The sequence below is a fragment of the Cellulomonas citrea genome (genome assembly GCF_009829685.1).
GTDB classification, from domain to species: Bacteria; Actinomycetota; Actinomycetes; order Actinomycetales; family Cellulomonadaceae; genus Cellulomonas; species Cellulomonas citrea.
The window spans coordinates 25,059-46,392 of record NZ_VWSD01000008.1; the positions used below are offsets into that span (position 1 = coordinate 25,059).

Here is a 21,334-nt window from a genome sequence, read left to right on the forward strand (position 1 = left end):
TCGAGGCTCGCCTCATTCAGGCTGGTGACCATCGCCCGGTTCCCCCTGTGTCAGGTGCCGCTCGGCTTCGAGCAGCGCATCAAGGTCACTGATCTCATCGGCCGCTGCACGCTGGGACTCCAGCTCGCGGCGCTGGGCGTCCCACTCGGCGTACCGCTCGGCCACGATCTGCTCGACGTGGCTGTGCGCCACCGACCCGGCGCCGGTCAGCACCGGGTACTCCTGGAACTCAACGAACCGATCAGTCTGCGCGACCCAGTCCGCCATCGACGTCGTCTGCCGCCGGCGGGCCCGCCCCTCGGCGAAGTCCAGGAACTGGGTCGTCAGCAGGTTCAGGTCACTCACCTCCGCTTCGGTGAGGTAGTTCTTCGCGACCGAGGCGTCGGTCTTGCGCGGGCGGTCGCCCTTCCAGGTCGTCAGGCCCAAGGTGCCCGATGCCGGGTCGCATCGTTCACGGATCAGCTCCCCGGCAGTGCGGCCCGTGACGGCGTGCAGGAGCTTGTTCTGGATGGTCGCGAAGAACGTCCTGGCGAGGTCGCTGGTGCCGTCGTAGTCCGCACTCGTGGTCGCGAAGAGGTCGCGGACCTTGAGGTAGAACCGCTTCTCCGAGGCCCGGATGTCGCGGATGCGTTCGAGCAGCTCGTCGAAGTAGTCAGCGCCCGGGTCCTTGAGTCGCTCGTCCTGTAGCGCGAAGCCCTTTACGAGGTACTCCGTCAGGACGGTGGTGGCCCACTGGCGGAACTGGACGGCCCTCGCGGTCGTGACCCGGTACCCGACGGCCAGGACCATGTCGAGGTTGTAGATCTTCAGCTCGCGACGGACCTGGCGCGTGCCCTCGGTGCGAACCATCAACTCAGAGTTGACGGTTGACTCGTCGACCTCCCCGTCGGCGAGTACCCGGGCGATGGTCTGCTGGACGTTCTGAGCCGAGGTCCCGTAGAGATCGGCCATCTGGGCCTGAGTGAGCCATACCGTCCCGCCGACCGCGCGCAGCTGAACCACCGAGCCACCGTCATCGGCCCGGTACAGGATCAGCTCACCGGCGAGTTCACTCACGCGTCGACGTCCTCCAAGAGCTCTGCAGCCTCGTCGACAAGATCATCGTCCATGCCACCGACATCGGCGGTGACCTCGTCCGGAGCCAGGTCAGGGAGCGTCGCCGAGATGTGCCGCACGTCGACCTGACCGGTGACGACATCGGACGTCAGGCGGGTCCGGAACTCGCGCAGCAGGCCGATCTCGCGTAGGACGGCTGATCTTGCCGCATCGGCACGCACGGCTTCCGCTTCAATCCGATTGACGATGTCGCGCTGCTCGCTGAGCGAAGGGAGTTCGATGGGGAACGACGAAAGCACGGGCAGTCGCAAAGACTCCATGGTGACGGTGTTGCTCTGGGATAATGCAAAGCGGCGAAAATGTGTTGACAGATACCAGTAGAAGAAGCGCCCATCGACACCGTCGAAGTCTGAGAAGATGTAGACGCGCTGATGGGCCTGGAACTTGCCATTGAAGTAGTGGAAGACCTTGCCCACCCCACCCTGGCCGTCGCCCGGCGTCATCACGGCCTCGGTGTCCATCAAGAAGCCGCGCGCACGGAGAATCTCGCGACCACGCACGAAAAACGGGTACTCACCCTCGGGATCAGCGTTCCCCGAGTCCTCGACGCCCGTTGAAATCTTGCATAGACGCCCGGCGGAGACACGTCGCCAGCCCGTGGAGTCTCCATCTGATGTGGACGTCAGGAGGCGCCTGGTCAAGGCCTGATGTTGCTCATCGATCAGACCGCTAAGGCGCCGCTTGGCGGCGATGGCGCGGTCGATGCGGCGGTGGGCGTGGGCGAGGTACTTGACGATCGCCGCCTGCTCGTCGCGTGACGGAAGCGGAACTGGGTCGCGCGCAAGACGCGGGTACTCGATGTTCTGGCCCTCCCGGATCCCCGTCACGGTCAGGGTCAGCGCGTCAACGAAAGGCCGCGACTTGAAGAGTAGCGTCAGGTAGTCCGCATCAGCTGGCTCGCGGGATTCGAGGACTGTGTAGGCAGGGCTGATGATGCCCCGGGCGTGGGCGCGCTCGATTCCGCCTTGAAACGAGCGGAGGCTGATGACGAAGTCGCCGACCTCGACCAACTTGAGCAGGTCGAGGTCCTTCTGTGCCGTGACGGTCCTCGACCCGTAGTCGGCCTTGCGGATCACCCCGCGGGACTGGGTCGCGGCGAGAAGCGGCTCGTCTGGGAACCCGCGTACGTTCTTCTCGGTCAGAACAGTCTTGAGTCGCGGAGATGCCCAGTGACTGGGCAATCGTGGCAGCCATGGCGTGCCAGAGCCCCGATAGGACTCGTGCGGCTTGAGCTCGCTGAACATCAGCCAACGATCTCGCTGAGCAGGGTGTCGGTCTTGGCTTCGAGGGCGCGGATGTCGGCTCGGATCTCGTCCAGCGTGCGGAGCGGTGTCGGCTTGTAGAAGTGCTTGGTGAAGCTGATCTCGTAGCCGATCTTCGTCTTGGTCTCGTCCACCCAGGCGTCGGACGCGTAGGGCAGCACTTCGCGTCGGATGAACGCCTCGATGCCGTCGCGCCACTGCCCTGCGGGCTCGGTGAGCGGGATCTGCTCGGTGTCGCGCAGATCGGTGTCGGGCTCGTACTCGACCACTCGGGTGTGCCCGTCGATCGTTGCCTCGAACCGGCCGAGCACCGGGTCAGCCGGGGTGCCGGCCCGGTGCACCTTCTTGATGACCGGCGCGGCGGTCTCGTCGCGCTCGGCGGACTCCTTGAGCTTGCGGATCTCGGCGGCGGTGTAGACCCGTCCGGCCTCGACGCCGGCGAGCCGCAGCGGCCGCTCCACCACGACCTTGGAGTACCCGAAGTCGGCGTTTTCGAACACCTTGGAGCGCTCGTCGTTGGCACCGTCGAACGCGAGGAACGTTGCGACCACATGGTCGATGTCGGCTGCGGACAGCTCGCAGTTCTTCTTGCCGAGGTTCTTGCGCAGCGGGGTGGACCAGGCGCTTGCGTCGATGAGCTGGACCTTGCCCTTGCGGTGGGCGGGCTTGCGGTTGCTCAGCACCCACACGTAGGTGGCGATGCCGGTGTTGTAGAACATGTTCAGCGGCAGGGCGACGATGGCCTCGAGCCAGTCGTTCTCGATGATCCAGCGGCGGATGTTGGACTCGCCCTGGCCGGCGTCGCCGGTGAACAGCGACGAGCCGTTGTGGACCTCGGCGATGCGGCTGCCGAGCGGGGTCTTGTGCTTCATCTTCGAGACCAGGTTGGCCAGGAAGAGCAGCTGGCCGTCGCTAGACCGTGTGATTAGCGAGTACTCGGGGTCGCCGTCGTGGGTGACGACGAAGCGTGGGTCGCGGATGCCGGTCTTGCCGCCCATGCGGTCGAGGTCGGTCTTCCAGGACTTGCCGTATGGGGGGTTGGAGAGCATGAAGTCGAACTCCATGCTCGGGTAGGCGTCGTTGGACAGGGTCGACCACTCGGGCCCGCCGACGACGTCGTCGGCGGCCTGGCCCTTGCCCTTGAGGATGAGATCGGCCTTGGCGATGGCGTAGGTCTCGGCGTTGATCTCCTGGCCGTACAGGTGCGTCGAGACCTGGATGCCTCGCGCCGCGGTGAGTCCTTCGAGGGTCTCCTCGGCGACCGTGAGCATGCCGCCAGTACCCATCGCGCCGTCGTAGAGCAGGTACGTGCCCGAGGGGATCTGGTCGGCGATCGGCTCAAACATCAGCCGCGTCATCAGCCGCACAGCGTCACGCGGGGTCCAGTGCTCGCCGGCCTCCTCGTTGTTCTCCTCGTTGAAGCGGCGCACCAGCTCCTCGAACACCGAGCCCATGCCGTGGTTGTCCAGGCCGCCAGGGTTGGCTGCGGTGCGGGGGGAGACGTCCAGGGAGGGGTCGAGGAACTTCTCGATGAGCGCACCCAACGCGTCGGCCTTGGTCAGACGTGGGATCTGGTTGCGGAACTCGAAGTTGTCGAGGATCTCCTGGACGTTCGGAGAGAAGCCGTCCAGGTAGGCCTCGAAGTCGGCCCGGAGCTGGGCCTGGGATCGGGCGGCCCGCAGGTCGCGCAGAGTGAATGGCGAGGTGTTGTAGAAGTCCTGCTCGGCCGCCTGGCGCAGAGCGGCGTCCTGGTTATCGATCCCGCTGTTGTCCAGCGCAGACTTCATCGTCAGGACGGCCTTCTTGGTCGGCTCCAGAACGCTGTCCAGGCGCCGCAGCACCGTGAAGGGAAGGATGACGTCGCGGTACTTGCCGCGTACGTACAGGTCGCGCAGCACGTCGTCGGCGATGCCCCAGATGAACGAGATGATCTTGCTGTGGGTGCTGCTGTTCACTGGGCATTGCTCCTTGCGGTGGTGCGCGGCTCGTGAGACGCGCGTCTCGGGGAAGCCTAGCCAGTTGCTCGCGGTGGAGCAGATCGCGCCGTCCGATGCGCTCGACTGACCTCGGATACGAGTGAGAGGGGCCGCGTCGAGTGTCTCGGCGAGCGGGTCAGGGAAACGGGCTGGACCTGGCAGACGGGATCGTTGGCCGCTCCAGGCGCCGAAGCGGCCGCCCCGGATCTCTGACCTGCACAAACGATGGAGCGGGTGACGGGAATCGAACCCGCGCTCTCAGCTTGGGAAGCTGAAGTTCTACCATTGAACTACACCCGCGTGGCGATCCCTTGACCCGCGAACGGTGCGGGGTTCAGGACAGCGCCGACAGCATACCGACTCCGGGGCCCTGCTCCCCACCCCGTTCCGACGACGGCCCGGACCACCCCGTTCCGACGACGACCGCCGGGATCACCTCAGCGCGAGGCCCCCCCGAGCATCCCGCGCACGAAGTGCTTCTGCGCGAACGCGTAGGCGATCACGACGGGCGCGGCGACGATCATGCCGCCCGCGGCGAGCAGCGCGTAGTCGGTGGACCGGCGGCCCTGGAAGAACGCCATCCCGAGCGGTGCGGTGCGCAGCGACTCGTCGGTCACCATGACGAGGGGGATGAGGAACTCGTTCCAGGTCCACATGCCCAGCAGCAGGCACATGGTGAGCACCGCGGGCCGCAGGGCCGGCAGCGCGACCTGCCACATGAGCCGCCACTCCGACGCCCCGTCGAGCCGGGCAGCCTCGATGATGGACGTCGGGAACTGCTTGAAGTTGTTGCGCATCCAGAACGTGCCGAAGGCCAGCGACTGCGCCACCTGCGGGGCGATGAGGCCCCAGTAGGTGTTCGTCAGGCCCATCCCGCGCAGGTTGTAGTACAGCGGGATGATGAACGCCTCGGCCGGCAGCATGAGGCCGATGAGCAGCAGGAAGAACAGCGGGGTGGACCCCGGGAAGTCCAGCCGGGCGAACCCGTAGCCCGCGGCGGACGCGAGCGCGACGGTGAGGGCCACGACCGCGACCGTCACGATCACCGACGAGCGCATGTAGACGGTGAAGTGGCCCTCCGCCCAGGCGGCCTTGAAGTTGCTCCAGGCCAGGGACGACGGGATGGCGAGCCCACCGGTGGCCTCGGCCCGCGGGGTGAGCGCCGAGAGCACGACGCCGACCAGGGGCAGCAGCGCGCTGATCGTGAACAGCGACAGGACCGCGTAGTTGAACCCTGCCTCGAGCCGGGAGATCTTCATCCGTCGTCCTTGGGGTTGAAGCGGTTGATCACGACGGACACCAGCAGGATGAGCGCGGTGAGCACCACGGCGATGGCGGCGGCCTGGCCGACCTCACGCTGCTGGAACGCCTTGGAGTAGGCCTCGTAGGCGGGGACGGTGGTCGACCCGCCCGGTCCGCCGCGGGTGGTGACGTACACCAGGTCGAAGGTCTTGATGGCGCCGATCACGGTGAGCGTGAGCGCCACGACGATCTGCCCGCGCAGCGCCGGCAGCGTGATCGCGCGGAACTCGGTGAAGATCCCCGCACCGTCGAGCCGGGCGGCCTCGAACACCTCGGTGTCGATGCTGGAGACGCCGGACAGGAACAGCACGAGGCACAGCCCGATGCCCAGCCAGGTCCCGATGAACCCGATGGCGGGCAGTGCGAAGGTGAAGTCGCCCAACCAGGCGCGGGCGAACGAGCCGAGCCCGACGGCCCGCAGCAGCTGGTTGACCAGGCCGTTCGGGGAGTAGATCGCGACCCAGGTGGACGCGACGACCACCGAGGCGATGACCTGCGGCAGGAACAGCAGGGTGCGGAACACCCCGACGCCGCGCAGCCGGATGCTGCGCGACAGGATGGCGGTGAGGCCGAGCGCGATCGTCACGGGCAGCACCGCGTAGAAGATCACGAGCACCCCGGCGTGCCCGAAGGAGGTGCGCAGGCCGTCGTCGTGCAGCAGGGCGGTGTAGTTCGACAGACCGGCCCAGGTCGCGGTGGAGAACCCGTCCCAGTGCCACAGCGAGTACCACAGGCTCTGCGCCAGCGGGACGCCGAGGAACACGATGAAGACGAGCAGCGCCGGCGCGACGAACGCCAGCCCGAGCCAGGACCGGCGGCGCCGGGCCCGGGGGCGTGCCCCCGGACCCGACGTCACCATGGGAGCCGTCGTCACTTGCCGGCGGCGAACTTGTCGGCGTCGGCCTGCAGGGCCTGGGTGAACGCCTGCGGGGTGATCCGCTGGGCGACCAGCTCCTGCACGTTCGACGTGATGGTGTCGTAGAACGTCGTCGTCGTGTAGTCGAGGTACGGCGTCAGCGAGTCGGCGGCGTTGACCTTGTTCCAGTAGTCGACGACATCGGCCTGCACACCCGGGGTCGGGGTGTAGCCGGAGGGCACGACGGCGGCCAGGTTGCCGGACTTGAGCATCGCGAGCTCGGCGTCGGCGTTGGTGACCCAGTCGATGTAGGCGGCGGCGACGTCCGGGTGCTTCGACGCGGTGCTCATCGCCCAGGCCAGGCCGATGCCGCCGGTGCTGGTCGGGGTCGTGGTGCCCTTCGGGGACAGCACGGTGAAGCCGGCGTCGGTGCCCAGCGCCTCGGCGACGGGCGCCGCGTTCCAGGTGCCGGAGATGTAGAAGGCCGCCTGGCCCTTGGTGAACGCGTCACGGGCCGCGTCGGGGGCCACACCGCCGGAGTCGGGGGTGAGGTAGCCGTTGGACGCCCAGCTCTGCAGCGTGGTCGCGGCGGCGACGGTCGCGTCGTCGGTCCACTTGCCGCCGGAGCCGGTGACCAGGCCCTTGACCGCGTCGGCACCGGCCGTCGCGGACTGCACGACGCCGAACTCGTGGATGCCGGGCCAGCCCTCGGAGTTGCCGAAGGACAGCGGCAGGATGCCGGCGGCCTTCACCTTGGCCATCGCGGCCTCGAGCTCGGGCAGCGTGGTCGGCACGGTGGCGCCGGCCTGGTCGAGCAGCTTCTTGTTGTAGTAGACGCCGACGATCTCACCGGTCTGCGAGACGCCGTAGAGGTTGCCCTTCTGCCACGTCTTGCCGTCCGAGGAGAACGTGTTGATGGCGAGCTGGCCGGCGGGGAACGTGGTGTCCCAGCCGTAGAGCGTCGAGTAGTCGTTGAGCGGGCGCAGCAGGTTGCCCGAGACGAACGTGCCCATGTCCGGGTAGCCCTGGTTGGCCTGGACCACGTCGGGCGCGTCGGCGGAGTCGAGCGCCAGGCCGAGGGTCGTCTTGATGTCGGCGAAGGTGCGGGCGACGCGCTTGATGGTGACGTTCGGGTACTTGTCGGTGAACGCCTTGTTGAGCGCTTCCTGGGTGTCGTTCCCCGAGCCCTCGACGTTGACGTCCCACACGGTGAGGGTGACGTCGCCGGCACCGGCCACGTCCTTGGAGACCGCCGACGAGCTGCTCGCGGCGGGCTTGCTCGAGCCGCTGCCGGGGGCGCAGGCGGTCAGGCCGAGTGCGCCGACGACTCCGACGGCGAGCACACGGGACAGATGAACGGCTTTCACTGGGGGTCCTCCGATGCGGGTGCGGAACTGCGAGGGGTCAACCAGTCGTGGATGCGGGCCCAGCCCGCGGCATCCGGTTCGGGGAGCGAACCGGTGTGGTCGGTGAGGTGGGCGGCGAGCTCGGCGGTCGTGGGGGCGCTCGCCGCACCGCCGAGGCCGCGCACCGAGAGGGCGGCGGCGAGGTTCGCCAGCCGCAGCCGGTCGGCGAGCGGCCAGCCCAGGTCGTAGCTGGCGGCGAAGCCGGCGACGAAGGTGTCGCCGGCGCCGGTCGGGTCGGCGGCGGCGACGGTGACCCCGGGCACGTGCGCGACCTCGTCGGTCGACCGCTCGTAGGCCACGACACCGTCGGGGCCGCAGGTGACGACGACCATCGGCACGTACCGGCCGAGGAGGCGCGCGGCCTGCGCGGGGTCGTCGACCCGGGCGAAGCTGCAGGCCTCGACGCTGTTGAGGACGAAGGCGTCGAGGTCGACGAGCCGGTCGAGCTTGTCGGTGCGCCACTCGCCGGTGGCGTCCCAGCCGGCGCCGGCGTAGAGCAGGGTGCCGGCCGAGCGCAGCGCGTCGGCCCAGGCGGGCAGCGGGGCGTCGATGCCGATGTCGAGCACACCGACCGTCGGCAGGTCGCCGTCGATGCCGACCGGGGTGGTCGGCTCGTAGTAGGTGATGAAGCTGCGGTCGTCGGCCCCGCTGATCGCGACGCTCACCGGGGTCTGCCACCCGGGCCGGTGCGCGAGCCAGGTGAGGTCGAGGTTCGGTTCGTCGGCCATGACGTCGAGCACGGCGCGGCCGAGCGGGTCGTCGCCGACGGCGGACAGCAGACCGGCGTGCCGGCCGAGCCGGGCGCTGGCGACCGCGCGGTTGACCGCGCCGCCGGGGGAGAACGCGTACCGGTCGGCGAAGGTCTCGGTGCCGGGGTCCGGGATGTGCACCCCGGTGAACACGAGGTCGCAGAACACCTCGCCGGTGACCATGAAGTCGACCACGGCGTGCTCTGTGCCCACGGACCGCTCCGTTCGTGTCGGCGGCCGCTCACCGGCGGCCTCGTGGGGGGTGACCCTACGCGCACAGATGATCAGCGTCTAGCATCGTTATCAATCAGAGATGATCAAAGATGAGCAGAGTCGCGCTAGGGTGAGCACATGCTTCCGGACGAGCGCCATCGCCAGATCGTGGAGGCCCTGCGTGGCGGGGGCCGTACCGTGCGCGACCTCGCGGGTTCGCTGCAGGTGAGCGAAGCCACCATCCGGCGCGACCTCGAACGCCTCGACCGCAACGGCGACCTCGTGCGCACCTACGGCGGGGCGGTGCTCGCCTCCGGGCCGCGCACCGACAACGGCGACACCGAGCCCCCCTTCGGCATGGGGCCGTTCGCCGACCAGCGGCAGGCCGTGGCCGCCGCGGCCGCACAGCTGGTCGAGGACAACTCCGTCGTCCTGCTCGACATCGGCTCCATCACCGCCCAGGTCGCCCACCTGCTGCGTGGGCGCCCGGTCACGGTCATCACCAGCAGCCTGGCCGTGCTCGACGAGCTGCGCGACGACCCGCAGGTGCGGCTCGTGCTGCTCGGCGGCATCCTGCGGCGCAACTACCGCACGCTCGTCGGCTCGCTCACCGAGGCCGCCATGCGCCAGGTGAGCGCCGACCTGCTGCTGCTGTCCTGCACCGGGGTGCGCCCCGGCGGTGTCGTCGTCGACGACATGCAGGTGGAGGCACCCATCAAGCTCGGCCTCATCGAGGCCGCGGACCGGGTGGCGCTCCTCGCCCCCGAGATGAAGTTCCCCGGGACCGGCGCCCAGCGGCTCACCACGCTCGCAGACGTCGACGTGGTGGTCACCACCGCAGGAGCCCCGGCCGAGACCCTGGACCTGTGCCGGAACGCCGGCGGAGAGGTGATCGTCGCATGAAGCTCGCAATCCTCGGCGGAGGCGGTTTCCGCACCCCCCACGTGTGGGAGGCCCTGATCCGGGACACCGCCACCCCCCGCGTCACCGACGTCGTCCTCATGGACACCGACGCGCACCGGCTCGCGGCGATGAAGGCCGTGCTCGACTCGTTGGCGGTGGGCTTCGACGCCCCCGCGCTCACCAGCACCACCGATCTGCGCGAGGCGCTCACCGGTGCCGACTTCGTGTTCGCGGCGATCCGCGTCGGCGGGCTCGACGGCCGCTGCTGCGACGAGCACGTCGCGCTCGACCTCGGCGTGCTCGGCCAGGAGACCACCGGCCCCGGCGGTCTCGCCTATGCGCTGCGCACCATCCCGGTGATGCGGCACGTCGCCGAGGTCATGCAGGAGGTCTCGTCCCCGCGCGCCTACCTGCTCAACTTCACCAACCCGGCCGGCATCATCACCGAGGCCGTGCAGGAGGTCCTCGGCGACCGCGTGCTCGGCATCTGCGACACGCCCTCGGGCCTGGGCCGGCGCGTCGCGCTCGCGCTCGGCAAGGACGCCTCGCGCGTCCAGATGGACTACGTGGGCCTCAACCACCTGGGCTGGATGCGGCGCGTGCTCGTCGACGGCGCCGACCTGCTGCCCCAGCTGCTGGCCGACGACGCCGCGCTGTCCACCATGGAGGAGGCCGAGGTCTTCGGTCTGCCGTGGCTGCGCACCCTCGGCGTCATCCCGAACGAGTACCTCTACTACTACTACGACAACAAGGACGCGGTCGCTGCGATCCGGGCCGCCAAGCAGACCCGCGGCGACTTCCTCAAGGTCACCCAGACCCGCTTCTACGACACCGTGCTCGACCAGCCCGACGCCGGTGCCTACTGGCGGGCCGCGGTCGACGAGCGCGGTGCGAGCTACATGGCCGAGGCCAAGGGCCGCCAGCAGGGTGACCCGAACCCGCACCAGCAGGACGAGGTGCACGACTCCGACCCGGCCGACGAGGGCTACGCGGGCGTCGCGCTCAAGGTGATGAAGGCGATCAGCCGCAACGAGCGCGCCACCATGATCCTCAACGTGCGCAACCGCGGCACCGTGCACGCCCTGCCCGACGACGCCGTCGTCGAGGTCCCCACGATGGTGGACGCCAACGGCGTGCACCCGCTCGCCCTGGAGACCCAGCCGACGCTGCACCAGCTGGGTCTCATGGCCAGTGTGAAGTCGGTCGAGCGCCTCGTCATCGAGGCCGCCACGAAGGGTGACCCGCAGCGGGCGTTCCAGGCCTTCGGCCAGCACCCGCTCGTCGGGTCCATCCGGGTCGCCGGTGGGCTCGTCGACGGCTACCGCGCCGCGATCCCGCAGGTCGACGCGGTGCTCGGCCGCCGGTGAGCACCCTGGCCCTGCGTCGGCGCCTCACGCTCGACGTCGTCACCGACCCGGCGGCCGCAGGACGTGCGGTCGCCGGGCGGATCGGCGAGCTGGTGGCCGCGCGCCCCGACGCTGTCATCGGGGTGGCCACCGGGTCGTCGGCCGAACCGGTCTACACCGCGCTGGCCGCCCTGGTCCGGCGCGACGGCCTCGACCTGCGGGCCGTGCGCTGGTTCGCGCTCGACGAGTACCTGGGGCTGCCCGCCGGGCACCGCGAGGGCTACCGGCAGGTGCTCACCCGCCAGCTCGTCGAACCGCTGGGCCTCGACCCGGCGGCGCTGCACGTGCCCGACCCGAGCGGTGACCCGGCCGTAGCGGCGCTCGCCTACGAGCGGGCGATCGAGGAGGCCGGCGGGGTCGACCTGCAGCTGCTCGGGATCGGGGCGAACGGGCACCTGGCGTTCAACGAGCCCGGTACGCCGTTCGAGCAGCGCACCCACGTCACCGAGCTGACCGCGAGCACCCGGGCCGCCAACGACCGGTTCTTCGTCGGCGGCGAACGCACCCCCACCCACGCCCTCACCCAGGGGCTGGGGACGATCGCGGCGGCTCGGGAACTCGAGCTCGTCGCGTTCGGCGTGGCGAAGGCCGAGGCGTTGTACCGTGCGATCGAGGGGCCCGTTGACCCCTCGTGCCCCGCCTCCCTGATCCAGCGGCACCCGTGCGCGAAGGTGACCGCCGATGACGCCGCAGTCGCGCTCCTCGTGGTGTAACCCCTGCACACTGCGATGGAGCGCGGCTGCGGCCCTCGCCCCCGGCCGATCGCGAGCCTGGGACGCCCGGCGTGTCATCAGGTCGGCGCGCTAGCGTGCACCCGTGCTGCTCTCCGACCGTGACATCCGCGCCCAGCTCGCGGCCGGGCGCGTCGTGCTCGACCCGCTCGACCTGGCGATGGTCCAGCCGTCGAGCATCGACGTGCGGCTCGACAAGTTCTTCCGGCTGTTCGACAACCACCGCTACCAGGTGATCGACCCGGCCGTCGAGCAGCCCGAGCTCACCCACCTCGTCGAGGTGCCCGCGGGCGAGCCGTTCGTGCTGCACCCCGGGGAGTTCGTGCTCGGCTCGACGTACGAGCAGGTCACCCTGCCCGACGACGTGGCGGCGCGGCTCGAGGGCAAGAGCTCGCTCGGGCGGCTGGGCCTGCTCACCCACTCCACCGCGGGGTTCGTCGACCCGGGCTTCAGCGGGCACGTCACGCTCGAGCTGTCCAACGTCGCGACCTTGCCCATCCTGCTGTGGCCCGGGATGAAGGTCGGCCAGCTGTGCTTCTTCCAGCTGTCCTCGCCCGCCGAGCACCCGTACGGCTCGTCCGAGTACGGCTCGCGCTACCAGGGGCAGCGCGGCCCGACGGCCTCCCGGTCCTGGCAGAGCTTCCACCGCACGGCGGTCTGATGGCCTCAGCCCTGCCCGTGCTCGAGCCCGAGGACCCGCGCACCCGGACCCACCACCTCCTGGCGCTGCCGCCCGACGTCGAGCCGGCAGAGCTGGAGGCGCTCGCCGTCTCCCGGTTCGGTGCGGTGGCCTGGGAGCAGGTCGAGACGGTCGCACCCCGCACCGGCATCCTGCCGGCCGTGACCTCGGCGTTCGGCGTGCGCGCCGTCGGCGCCCGCCCGGCACCGGTGAGCCGGTTGCGGGTGGCCCGCCAGTCCGGGCTCATCGGGCCGTACGAGCTGGTCGGTGGTGTCACGCTCGGGCTGCCGGCGGCCTGCGACCGCGCCTGGCTGGTCGAGACGCCGCACGAACGGGGCGAGGTGCCCCCGCCCTGGGGCGGCGACCGGGACGGGTTGCGGCGGGCGTTCGGCGACGGGCTGCCGGTGCGCGAGGAGGAGCGCGTGGTGCGCTGGCTCATCGCGTCGGCCCGACGGGTCGGCGGGGCGCTGCGCACGGCCGGGGACGGCGTCGTGCTGGTGCCGGACCCGGAGGCCGCCGTCGACCTCACCCTGTTCACCACGGCCCGCCCGACGCCCGACGAGCTGCTCGCCCTGGTGCGCCGCGTGCTGCCGCGTGCCAAGCCCCCGGGCGGTGGTGGCTGGTCCGGGCCCCTCATCGACCGCGCGCCGGCCGGCCGGCACGCACGGGTGCGCCCGCAGCCGCTCACGGGCGAGGTGGCGGCGCTGCGCGAGGCGCTCGACCGGCACGGCGTGGCCGACGAGCAGCTGCGTGAGCACCTCGCCGCCGAGGCCGCCGCCTACGACGAGATGATGGCCGGCCGGCGCCGGCCCACGGTGTTCGGGGTGCTCGCCGACCTCGACCTGGACGGGTTCGTCGAGGTGGTCGCCGAGTACCTCGAGGAGCCGCCCACCGTGCTGCGCGAGGCGGTGTGGGCCACCGCCGGCCTGGTCGCGGTGCGGGTGCGCTGGCATGCGGTGGACCCCGAGCAGCAGCAGCTCGAACGGCCCTCGGCCCTGCACCGGGTCGCCCGCGGCCGCGCGACCCCCCTGGTCAACGCGGTCGCGGTGCGGCTGTGGGAGGACCTGGGCGGCGAGATCGCCGACGAGTCCGAGTTCCTCATCCACCCCGACGACCTGCGGCCGGGGCTGTAGGGCGCGTTGACGCGGGCGGCCCTGCACCCGAGGCGACGCCGCCTCGGTGCCACCTCGCAGGTGCTTGCGCAGAAGCTGGCAAGCAGCTCCGACGCGGGGCCGATCTGCGAACTGGGGCATCGCACTTCGAGTCGGACCCCGACCGACCTCGGCCCTGCAGAGTGACTGGGCGTGCGTAACCAATGCGGCCCTGCTCGGCGTGGAACTCGACAAGACCACCCATTTGCTCCTAGTTCGCCAGTCGCTACGGCTGTAGCGTCCACCTTGTGGTCCGCTCACAGGGGGCGAGCCGGGAATGGAGGTGCGGGCGATGCATACGGGATTCCGCCGATTCGGACGACTCGCGGCAGTTGTTGCGCTGGCGACTGCGGCTGTCACGGGCCTGGCGAGCACGGCGTTGGCCGACTATTCTCTGAATGGGAGCGTGACGGCCCGTAGCTACCTGGGGTCAACAGGGACGAGTGGCGTCTACAAGTCGTACTCGTATTCGGTCAATGGCAGCGCGAAGGTCTGCGTGCGCTCATCCTCCAATTCGCAGAACAACCCGACTGACGCCGCCAATTTCAGCAAGATCTTCATCGTGAGCGGTGGGACTCAGTCGTGGGGGGGATATGGCAACATCGCGGTAGGTGACACAGTGAAGATGTACGTGAACACCGACGCGCCCTCGCCCCTCGGGTGCAATGGATACAAGCTCGCCTACATGGTCTGGGTGTACAAGTGATCGTCGGCTGACCACGGGGTAGTCCCAGGGCGCGGTCGGTCTGACCTCGGCGCCACCCGCCCCTGGCCCCCGGCAGTCCGCCGGCGGTCGTGCTAGCAATGGCCGAACGGGGTCATGTTCCGGCCGGTGCGGGAGAGTTCGCCTCCAATTGCAACAGGCGTGGAGTCTTTCCATGTGGTGCGAAGAGTCGACCGGAAGTGATGCCAGTCCTGTCGGGCGTTGGCGTCGAACGAGTTCGACTCAACTCGGGCCCGAGGGGATCTGCCATAGTTCGCGCTGACTTCGGGCGACCGCAAGGCCGTGCAGAGAAGTTCCGAGTTCCGTGTCGCGGGTGGCTCCATGGCGCAGGTGCGGCATGGCGGATGCCCGGAGAGCAGGCACGTTGCCGAAATCAGCGTGGGTTCACCGCTCGCGGGGGCCGGGTTCGCGTACTCTCCTGGACATGCCGTCCAGGAGGCCCGCGATCCCGACAGCCATTGAACGAGCGGTTCGGGTCGAGGCTGGTCACAGATGTGCGATTCCGACGTGCCGTCAGGCGGTGGGTCTTGAGATCCACCACATCGTGCCTTGGGCGCGAGGCGGCGAGCACCTCTTCGAGAATTTGATCTTGCTGTGCGCAAACTGTCATTCGCGGGTGACCCGCGGTGAGATCGATTCGAAGTCTGTTAGGGCGTACAAGGCCAACCTAGGAATAATAGGGGCGCGTTACGGGGACCTCGAGCGCCGCGTGCTCGAGCGCTTCGTCAAAGACTCGGCCTTGGAACATATAGTTGTCGATAGGAGTCACGAAGTCCTACTCACATATCTGGTAGCAGACGGGATGCTGGTCTTGAGCGGGCCGGCCGAGGGTGCAGTTGCCATTTCCAAGCCGGATGGCGGTGAACCCGAGGTCTACATGGGTCCGGCGGTTTGGCGGCTGACTGCGGAAGGGCGTGAACTCGTAGATCGGTTGCGCAACGCGGACTCGGCGTCGTAAATGTCGAAGTTCCCTTCCAAGCGGGCTGGCCAGTCGGGGGATCGCTGCTGAGCACTCCGAGCTCGATCAGGGTCGGGCGCGTGGATCTCCCCGCCTGGCTGTTGAGCGTCGCGGCGACGGGCGCAAGTCTTGCTTGTCGTGAACTCTGGCGCCGCGCGTCGTGTGTTCCAGATGGCAAGGCGCGGGTCCGATCGGTGAAGAGGACCATCGCAATCGTCTGACCGTTGTCTCACCCGGCGAGTTTTCGCCCCGCCGCAGAGCTCGACTCCGGTGTAATGAATGCGTCCGGTGCGGCGGTTTGACTCAAGTTTCCTTGGGAGTGCTGGAATGGGGAAGAGCGATCTACTGGAGCAACAGGAACCGCTGTCGTACATGCGGCGTGACCGGTCTTGGTTGAGTTGGTTGAACGGCCTTCGGCGTCGCCCGGTGTCTGCGTTTGCGGTTTTGCTCTGCCTCTCCCTTGTTGGGTCCGTGCTCGCGCTGGCTCCGACCCTCCTGAGTTTGGCTCAGTCGTCTGTAGATGGTTCGGCGCGTGTCCTCGCTCGAGTTCCGGTCGCTGGACCTGGCGACGTTCGAGGTCTGAGTCTGCGCGAGAATGCCGAGTCTCATCTCGCCGAGGCGAGAGCAGTGCTTAGTAGTTGGAGGACCCTCGAGATTGTGGCGAGTGTCCTTGTGGTGCTCGCTATCCTCATGTTCGTGGGAATTCTCTCAAAGTGGTTCCGAGGCGTCCTTCACATTGGACCGCTGGCGGTTTTGGCGGCGGGAATCGCTGGGCTGTCGGGGAACTTCGCAGTTTCGTCAGACCTTGACGAGGGATTGACCTCGACGAGTCTGCGGAGCTTTTCGGCGGCGGTCCTGCTGCTCACCTTTGCCGCTGCTCTGGATCAGACTCTGACACAGAGTGAACGTCACGAAGAGATCCGCGGAGCGCTCGAAGGCGCCGCTTCGATCAAGGCTGCTTCAACTGCTCCAACTGCGCGATTTGCACCCGCCGTCCGCTCAGGGAATCGGCGAAGCTGTCTCCTCGCGATCAGTCTTGTTGGGGCGGCAACTCTGGCGGGACGTGTGCGACGTACCAGGTCAGTTCGACGATCGCTTGGAGGCTGATTGTAGGAACCCCGGGAATGTGAATCACTGTGCTCGTCGCTAGGATCTTTGGCTGGTGCCCTCTGGTTTTCCAGGAGAGACTGACGCACGATGCGCTGCGCTCGAGTCTGGTTTTGGAAGTTTCTATTGGGGCGCGGTGATCCCACCTCGTTGCCTTCGTCCGAGCATTCTGCAGTGCGCCGCCGAACTAGAGGTTCTTGTTCGCCGACCGCGCCGCTTCTCGGCATCCCGGAGCTGCTCGGCTTCGTGTGTTTCGTCTTTGGTCTTCCACTTCCTCCAGGGTTCCACCTGCGATCCGCGACTCATTCCCGAGGAAATGTGGCATCGGGATGGGGCGACCGTGGGTGCGTTCGACGGCGATTCTCGCGGTCGACGCAATGCGTACGTTTTCGGGAATCTACGTGTGCAAGGTCCCGTCCACCTGGCGCCGGTGCTGTGGCTGTTCTTCTGGCGAGTGACGTCGTCTGCTGTTTCGGCGGCCCGAGCGCTTCTTCGAAGCCAATGTTGTCGGGAGCGAGGAGGTCGTCGATCCGGGAGTTGCTTGGAGCACGACTTTGGTGGGGTCTCGGGCGTGCGCATCTGCATCGATGTCGCGGGCCCGGCTATCGGTCGCCCTGGTCCCAGAGATGAGAGCGGATTGTCGAAGGCGCAACTAGCCCTGTCGTGGTGCGTTGCGCCGTCGTTCCCTCCACTCGTGGCGAAGTTCCCGTTCTTGGCGGATCAAGATGACTGCCATCCGCCGAGGTTCAGTGCGGAAGGTTCTTGATCGCGTCAGGACGAGAACCCTTCGAGGGCGGTGTACTGACCCGCGTCCTCCCCCGCTCAGGCCGCCGGGGCGAACTGGGTGCGGTAGAGGTCGGCGTAGAGCCCACCGGTGGCGAGCAGCTGGGCGTGGGTGCCCTGCTCGACGACCTGCCCGCCGTCGATCACGACGATGAGGTCGGCCTGGCGCACGGTCGACAGCCGGTGCGCGATGACCAGGCTGGTGCGGCCGACGAGCGCCTCGTCGAGCGCGGCCTGGACGGCGGCCTCGGACTCGGAGTCCAGGTGCGCGGTGGCCTCGTCGAGCACGACGACGTCGGGGGCCTTGAGCAGCAGCCGGGCGATGGCCAGGCGCTGACGCTCGCCCCCGGACAGGCGGTAGCCGCGGTCGCCCACCACGGTGTCCATCCCGTCGGGCATGGCGGCGACGAGGTCCCAGATGCGGGCGGCGCGCAGCACGGTCTCCAGCTCGGCGTCGGTCGCCTCCGGGCGGGCGTAGCGCAGGTTGCCGGCGACGGTGTCGTGGAACAGGTGCGCCTCCTGGCTGACGACGCCGATGACGTCGTGCAACGAGGCCTGGGTGACGTCGCGCAGGTCGGCGCCGGCGATCCGGACGGCGCCGCGGGTGGGGTCGTACATCCGGGTGACGAGCTGGGAGATGGTCGTCTTGCCGGCGCCGGACGGGCCGACGAGGGCGACCATCGCACCGGCCGGCACGGTGAAGCTGATGTCGGTGAGGGTGTCGGCGCTCGCGTCGTGCGGCAGCGTGGCGACCGACTCCAGGGAGGCGAGCGACACCTCGTCGGCCGCGGGGTAGCGGAAGCCGACGTGGTCCAGCTCGACGCTCGCCCCGTGCGCGGCGACCTCGCCCCGCAGGTCACGGGCGTGCGGGGCGTCGGCGACCGACGGGCGCAGGTCGAGCACCTCGATGACGCGCTCGAACGAGACGAGGGCCGTCATCACGTCGACCTGCACGTTGGACAGGGCGGTGAGCGGTCCGTAGAGCCGCTGCAGGTAGGCCGTGAGCGCCACGACGACGCCGACCGTGAGGGCGCCGGAGATCGCGGACAGCCCGCCGACGCCGTAGACGATCGCGACGGCGACGGCGGCCACGGTGGTGAGCCCGACCCGGAACCAGGTGGCGTACAGCGCGCGGCGCACACCGATGAGCCGGACCCGCTCGACCTGGGCGCCGTAGGCGGCGGACTCGCGCGCCGGGGTGCCGAACACCTTGACCAGGTGCGCACCGGCGACGTTGAACCGCTCGGTCATGGTCTGCGCGGCGGTCGCGTTGAGCTCGTACGACTCGCGGGTGATCGCCGACATCCGGCTGCCGAACCAGCGTGCCGGGGCGATGAACACCGGGACCAGGACGAGCGAGAGCAGCGTGAGCCGCCACGACATCGACACCATCGCGGCGAGCACGAAGGTGACTGTGAGCACGTTCGAGACGACGTTCTGCAGGGTCGAGGTGAACGCCTCCTGCGCACCGAGCACGTCACCGTTGAGGCGCTGCACGAGCGCACCGGTCTTGGCGCGGGAGAAGAAGGCGAGCGGCATCCGCTGCACATGGTCGAACACCTCGGTGCGCAGGTCGCGGATGAGGCCTTCGCCGACCCGTGCGGACAGCCAGCGGTCGACGACGGACAGGCCGGCGCCGACCAGGGCGAGGACGGCGGCACCCGTCGCGGCCAGCACGACGACGCGCTTGTCGCCCGGGGTGATGCCGCGGTCGATGAGCTCGCGGAACAGCAGCGGGGTGAGCGCACCGGCCGCGGCCTCGAGCGCGATGACGAGCAGGAAGAGGGCGAGCTGACCGCGGTACGGCCGGGCGAAGCCGAGGATCCGGCGCAACGTGGCGCGGGAGAGCTTGTGCTCGGTGACCGAGCGGTCCCGGGTGTACCCGGAGAGCTGCGGACGCATGTGGGACATGGGGCCTTCCGGAGTGTGAGGGCGGACCGCCGGGCTCCGCACCACCGGTGGGAGGGGGTCCCGATGTACTGAGGTTAACTCATCATGTGCCAGGCTCACAACTGATAGGGTCCCTGCATGGCCGACGACGCTTCCGCCGAGCTGCTCGACCTCGTCCACACGCTGCTGCACTCGGTGCGCCGCGAGACGTTGGCCGCCGGTGCGCCCGACGGCGTCACCCCTGGTCAGCTGCGCTTCCTGCGGATGCTGCAGCGCTGCGGCGGCCCGCAGCGCCCCGGTGAGCTGGCTACCCGGCTCGACATGGCGCCGCGGTCGGTCACCAGCAAGGTCGACCTGGCCGCGGCCGAGGGGTTCGTCGAGCGGCGGCCCGACCCGACCGACCGGCGCGCCACCCTCGTCGAGCTCACCCCGGCCGGGCGCCAGCTGCTCGACCGGGTCGCGCAGGACCGTGCCGCCGGTGCCGCGGCCCGCCTCGCCCGGCTGTCCCCGGCGGAGCAGACCCAGCTGCTCGCGCTGCTGCACCGCGTGGTCGACGAGCCCACCGACGGGTAGGCCGCGCCCGTCGGTCGCGAGCCGGGCCGTTGCTAAGGTCGCTGGCTCGTGACCACCCCTGCGCCCGCCCTCGACGAGCTCACCGTCGGTATCGTCGTCACCGACAGCTATCCCGAGCAGGACCCGGACCAGGACACCGGTCCGCTGCTGGCCGCGCTGCACGCGCGCGGGGTGCGCGCGCAGGCCGTGGTCTGGCACGACGGCAGCGTCGACTGGGCGTCGTACGCGCTGCTGCTGCTGCGCAGCCCGTGGGACTACCCGGAGCGGCTCGCCGAGCTCGACGCCTGGTTGACCACCGCGGGGGCGGCGACCACCGTGCTCAACGACCCGGCCCTGGTGCGCTGGAACCTCGACAAGCGGTACCTCGACCAGCTCGCCGGGCTCGGCGTCGCCGTCGTGCCGACCACCTACTGCGGCACCGTGGCGCAGGTGCGCGACGCCCTGGCCGCGGCCGGGCCCGACGCCCGCGTGGTGCTCAAGCCGACCGTCTCGGCCGGCGCCCGCGACACCGGCCTGTTCCGGGCCGACGACCCGGCCGCGCTCACCCTGGCCGCGACCATCCTCGCTGCGGGTGGCGAGGTGATGGTGCAGCCCGAGGTGCCCGAGCTGTCGGACGGGCGCGAGAAGGCGGTCTACGTGATCGACGGACGGGTCACGCACGCCATCGCCAAGGGTGCGCTGCTGGCCGACGGCGGCGGGCTGCGCGGCGGGGTGTACGTGGAGAACCCGGTGCGGGTGCCGGTGAGCGACGCCGAGGAGAGGTTCGCCGCCGAGGTGCTCGCGGCCGTCGGGCGGGCCACCGGGCTCGCCGCGCCGCTGTACGCCCGGGTCGACCTCGTCGACTCCGCGGCCTTCGGGCTGGTGCTGCTCGAGGCGGAGCTGTTCGAGCCGGCGCTCAACCTGCACGTCGCGCCCGAGGTGACGGACGTCGTCGCCGACGCGGTGCTGGCGCGGCTGCGCGGGTTGCACACGGTCTGAGGCCGGGGCGTCGCGCCCTAGATAGATCTATTGCTCTAATAGAGCATATGATCTAGCAATGCCCACCCCGAGCCGTACCCCGCAGCGCACCGCCCGCCGTCGCGAGCAGATCCTGCGCACGGCGCGCACCCTGTTCGCCGACGAGGGGATCGCGCAGGTCACCACCGGGCGGATCGCCGAGGTCGCCGGCATCAGCCCCGGGAACCTCTACTACTGGTTCGCCAACAAGGGCGAGATCGTGCAGGCCCTGTTCGAGGAGTGGGCCGCGCGCTCGGCCGTCGACCTGGATGCGGTCGCCGACCCCGCGCAGGTGCTGCAGGCGCTGTGGCGCCAGGGACCGCACCAGGCCCAGGTCACCGACGAGTACGCATTCTTCGCGCGCGAGCTGTTCCCGCTGCTGCACGTCGACACCGAGCTCGCCGAGCGGTACCTCCAGCACGTGCAGCAACGCACCGCCGCGTTCGCCGCCCAGCTCGAACGCCTCGTCGCGGCCGGGCTGCTGCGGCCGCCGGCGCCGCCGACCAGCCTCGGGCAGGTCGTCGCCGTGGCCTGGCTCGTGGCCGAGACCGCG

General features: G+C 69.5%; 18 protein-coding genes and 1 tRNA gene. 10 read left to right on the forward strand and 9 right to left on the reverse strand.

What is annotated here, in order from left to right; translation table 11 throughout:
- Positions 1 to 12: 12 nt before the first annotated feature.
- From rhuM to F2B26_RS02260, 8 genes are all read right to left on the reverse strand, one after another.
- Positions 13 to 1,056 (reverse strand): RhuM family protein, encoded by a 1,044-nt coding sequence (rhuM, locus tag F2B26_RS02225; RefSeq protein ID WP_159805961.1) that lies wholly within the window; start codon positions 1,054 to 1,056, stop codon positions 13 to 15.
- Positions 1,053 to 2,360 (reverse strand): restriction endonuclease subunit S, encoded by a 1,308-nt coding sequence (locus F2B26_RS02230; RefSeq protein ID WP_159805963.1) that lies wholly within the window; start codon positions 2,358 to 2,360, stop codon positions 1,053 to 1,055. Before F2B26_RS02230 ends, rhuM begins: the two co-directional genes overlap by 4 nt.
- On the reverse strand, positions 2,360 to 4,333 hold the full coding sequence (locus F2B26_RS02235) for a type I restriction-modification system subunit M (protein WP_159805965.1): 1,974 nt from the start codon (positions 4,331 to 4,333) through the stop codon (positions 2,360 to 2,362). The genes F2B26_RS02230 and F2B26_RS02235 overlap by 1 nt, the downstream gene beginning before the upstream one ends.
- Positions 4,334 to 4,580: 247 nt before the next feature.
- Positions 4,581 to 4,654, reverse strand: a tRNA-Gly gene (locus tag F2B26_RS02240).
- A gap of 137 nt (positions 4,655 to 4,791) precedes the next feature.
- Positions 4,792 to 5,613, reverse strand: coding sequence for a carbohydrate ABC transporter permease (locus F2B26_RS02245; protein ID WP_159805967.1), 822 nt, complete (start codon positions 5,611 to 5,613; stop codon positions 4,792 to 4,794).
- The gene (locus F2B26_RS02250; protein ID WP_159805969.1) at positions 5,610 to 6,515 is read right to left on the reverse strand and encodes a carbohydrate ABC transporter permease; all 906 of its coding nucleotides are present in this window, start codon (positions 6,513 to 6,515) and stop codon (positions 5,610 to 5,612) included. Before F2B26_RS02250 ends, F2B26_RS02245 begins: the two co-directional genes overlap by 4 nt.
- Before the next feature lie 11 nt (positions 6,516 to 6,526).
- The gene (locus F2B26_RS02255; RefSeq protein WP_159805971.1) at positions 6,527 to 7,879 is read right to left on the reverse strand and encodes an ABC transporter substrate-binding protein; all 1,353 of its coding nucleotides are present in this window, start codon (positions 7,877 to 7,879) and stop codon (positions 6,527 to 6,529) included.
- Positions 7,876 to 8,880, reverse strand: coding sequence for a carbohydrate kinase family protein (locus F2B26_RS02260; protein WP_159805973.1), 1,005 nt, complete (start codon positions 8,878 to 8,880; stop codon positions 7,876 to 7,878). The genes F2B26_RS02255 and F2B26_RS02260 overlap by 4 nt, the downstream gene beginning before the upstream one ends.
- Positions 8,881 to 9,018: 138 nt before the next feature.
- Here F2B26_RS02260 and F2B26_RS02265 point away from each other — a divergent pair, with 138 nt between their 5' ends.
- The 7 genes from F2B26_RS02265 to F2B26_RS02295 all read left to right on the forward strand — a co-directional run bounded on the left by F2B26_RS02265 (position 9,019) and on the right by F2B26_RS02295 (position 15,432).
- On the forward strand, positions 9,019 to 9,783 hold the full coding sequence (locus F2B26_RS02265) for a DeoR/GlpR family DNA-binding transcription regulator (protein ID WP_159805975.1): 765 nt from the start codon (positions 9,019 to 9,021) through the stop codon (positions 9,781 to 9,783).
- A complete protein-coding gene (locus F2B26_RS02270; protein ID WP_159805977.1) occupies positions 9,780 to 11,150 on the forward strand; it encodes a 6-phospho-beta-glucosidase in 1,371 nt (456 codons plus the stop codon). Before F2B26_RS02265 ends, F2B26_RS02270 begins: the two co-directional genes overlap by 4 nt.
- Positions 11,147 to 11,902, forward strand: a complete 756-nt coding sequence (locus tag F2B26_RS02275; protein ID WP_235929453.1) for a glucosamine-6-phosphate deaminase — start codon at positions 11,147 to 11,149, stop codon at positions 11,900 to 11,902. Before F2B26_RS02270 ends, F2B26_RS02275 begins: the two co-directional genes overlap by 4 nt.
- Positions 11,903 to 12,005: 103 nt before the next feature.
- Positions 12,006 to 12,581, forward strand: coding sequence for a dCTP deaminase (gene dcd, locus F2B26_RS02280; protein ID WP_159805979.1), 576 nt, complete (start codon positions 12,006 to 12,008; stop codon positions 12,579 to 12,581).
- Positions 12,581 to 13,732: a hypothetical protein gene (locus F2B26_RS02285; protein ID WP_159805981.1), complete on the forward strand. Its 1,152-nt coding sequence runs from the start codon at positions 12,581 to 12,583 to the stop codon at positions 13,730 to 13,732. Before dcd ends, F2B26_RS02285 begins: the two co-directional genes overlap by 1 nt.
- Positions 13,733 to 14,042: 310 nt before the next feature.
- Positions 14,043 to 14,456 carry a hypothetical protein gene (locus F2B26_RS02290; protein ID WP_159805983.1) on the forward strand — a complete coding sequence of 138 codons (414 nt, stop codon included), beginning with the start codon at positions 14,043 to 14,045 and terminating at the stop codon, positions 14,454 to 14,456.
- Between the two features lie 538 nt (positions 14,457 to 14,994).
- Complete coding sequence (locus F2B26_RS02295; protein ID WP_201292569.1) at positions 14,995 to 15,432, forward strand: HNH endonuclease signature motif containing protein; 438 nt, start codon at positions 14,995 to 14,997, stop codon at positions 15,430 to 15,432.
- 1,929 nt (positions 15,433 to 17,361) lie between these two features.
- Here F2B26_RS02295 and F2B26_RS02300 read toward each other — a convergent pair.
- Positions 17,362 to 19,224, reverse strand: a complete 1,863-nt coding sequence (locus tag F2B26_RS02300) for an ABC transporter ATP-binding protein (protein ID WP_201292572.1) — start codon at positions 19,222 to 19,224, stop codon at positions 17,362 to 17,364.
- A gap of 126 nt (positions 19,225 to 19,350) precedes the next feature.
- On the opposite strand from F2B26_RS02300, the gene F2B26_RS02305 reads away from it, so the two are divergent.
- From F2B26_RS02305 to F2B26_RS02315, 3 genes are all read left to right on the forward strand, one after another.
- Complete coding sequence (locus F2B26_RS02305) at positions 19,351 to 19,785, forward strand: MarR family winged helix-turn-helix transcriptional regulator (protein WP_159805989.1); 435 nt, start codon at positions 19,351 to 19,353, stop codon at positions 19,783 to 19,785.
- Positions 19,786 to 19,833: 48 nt separating this feature from the next.
- The gene (locus F2B26_RS02310) at positions 19,834 to 20,763 is read left to right on the forward strand and encodes an ATP-grasp domain-containing protein (protein WP_159805991.1); all 930 of its coding nucleotides are present in this window, start codon (positions 19,834 to 19,836) and stop codon (positions 20,761 to 20,763) included.
- Between the two features lie 58 nt (positions 20,764 to 20,821).
- Positions 20,822 to 21,334: TetR/AcrR family transcriptional regulator (locus F2B26_RS02315; protein WP_159805993.1), on the forward strand; the 513-nt coding region annotated here is incomplete at its 3' end.

Bases quoted from the DNA above. Each gene is read 5' to 3' on its own strand.
- F2B26_RS02230 (WP_159805963.1), bottom strand. From the start codon at position 2,360: ATGTTCAGCGAGCTCAAGCCGCACGAGTCCTATCGGGGCTCTGGCACG.
- F2B26_RS02245 (WP_159805967.1), bottom strand. From the start codon at position 5,613: ATGAAGATCTCCCGGCTCGAGGCAGGGTTCAACTACGCGGTCCTGTCG.
- F2B26_RS02250 (WP_159805969.1), bottom strand. From the start codon at position 6,515: ATGGTGACGTCGGGTCCGGGGGCACGCCCCCGGGCCCGGCGCCGCCGG.
- F2B26_RS02265 (WP_159805975.1), top strand. From the start codon at position 9,019: ATGCTTCCGGACGAGCGCCATCGCCAGATCGTGGAGGCCCTGCGTGGC.
- F2B26_RS02270 (WP_159805977.1), top strand. From the start codon at position 9,780: ATGAAGCTCGCAATCCTCGGCGGAGGCGGTTTCCGCACCCCCCACGTG.
- F2B26_RS02285 (WP_159805981.1), top strand. From the start codon at position 12,581: ATGGCCTCAGCCCTGCCCGTGCTCGAGCCCGAGGACCCGCGCACCCGG.
- F2B26_RS02290 (WP_159805983.1), top strand. From the start codon at position 14,043: ATGCATACGGGATTCCGCCGATTCGGACGACTCGCGGCAGTTGTTGCG.
- F2B26_RS02300 (WP_201292572.1), bottom strand. From the start codon at position 19,224: ATGCGTCCGCAGCTCTCCGGGTACACCCGGGACCGCTCGGTCACCGAG.
- F2B26_RS02305 (WP_159805989.1), top strand. From the start codon at position 19,351: ATGGCCGACGACGCTTCCGCCGAGCTGCTCGACCTCGTCCACACGCTG.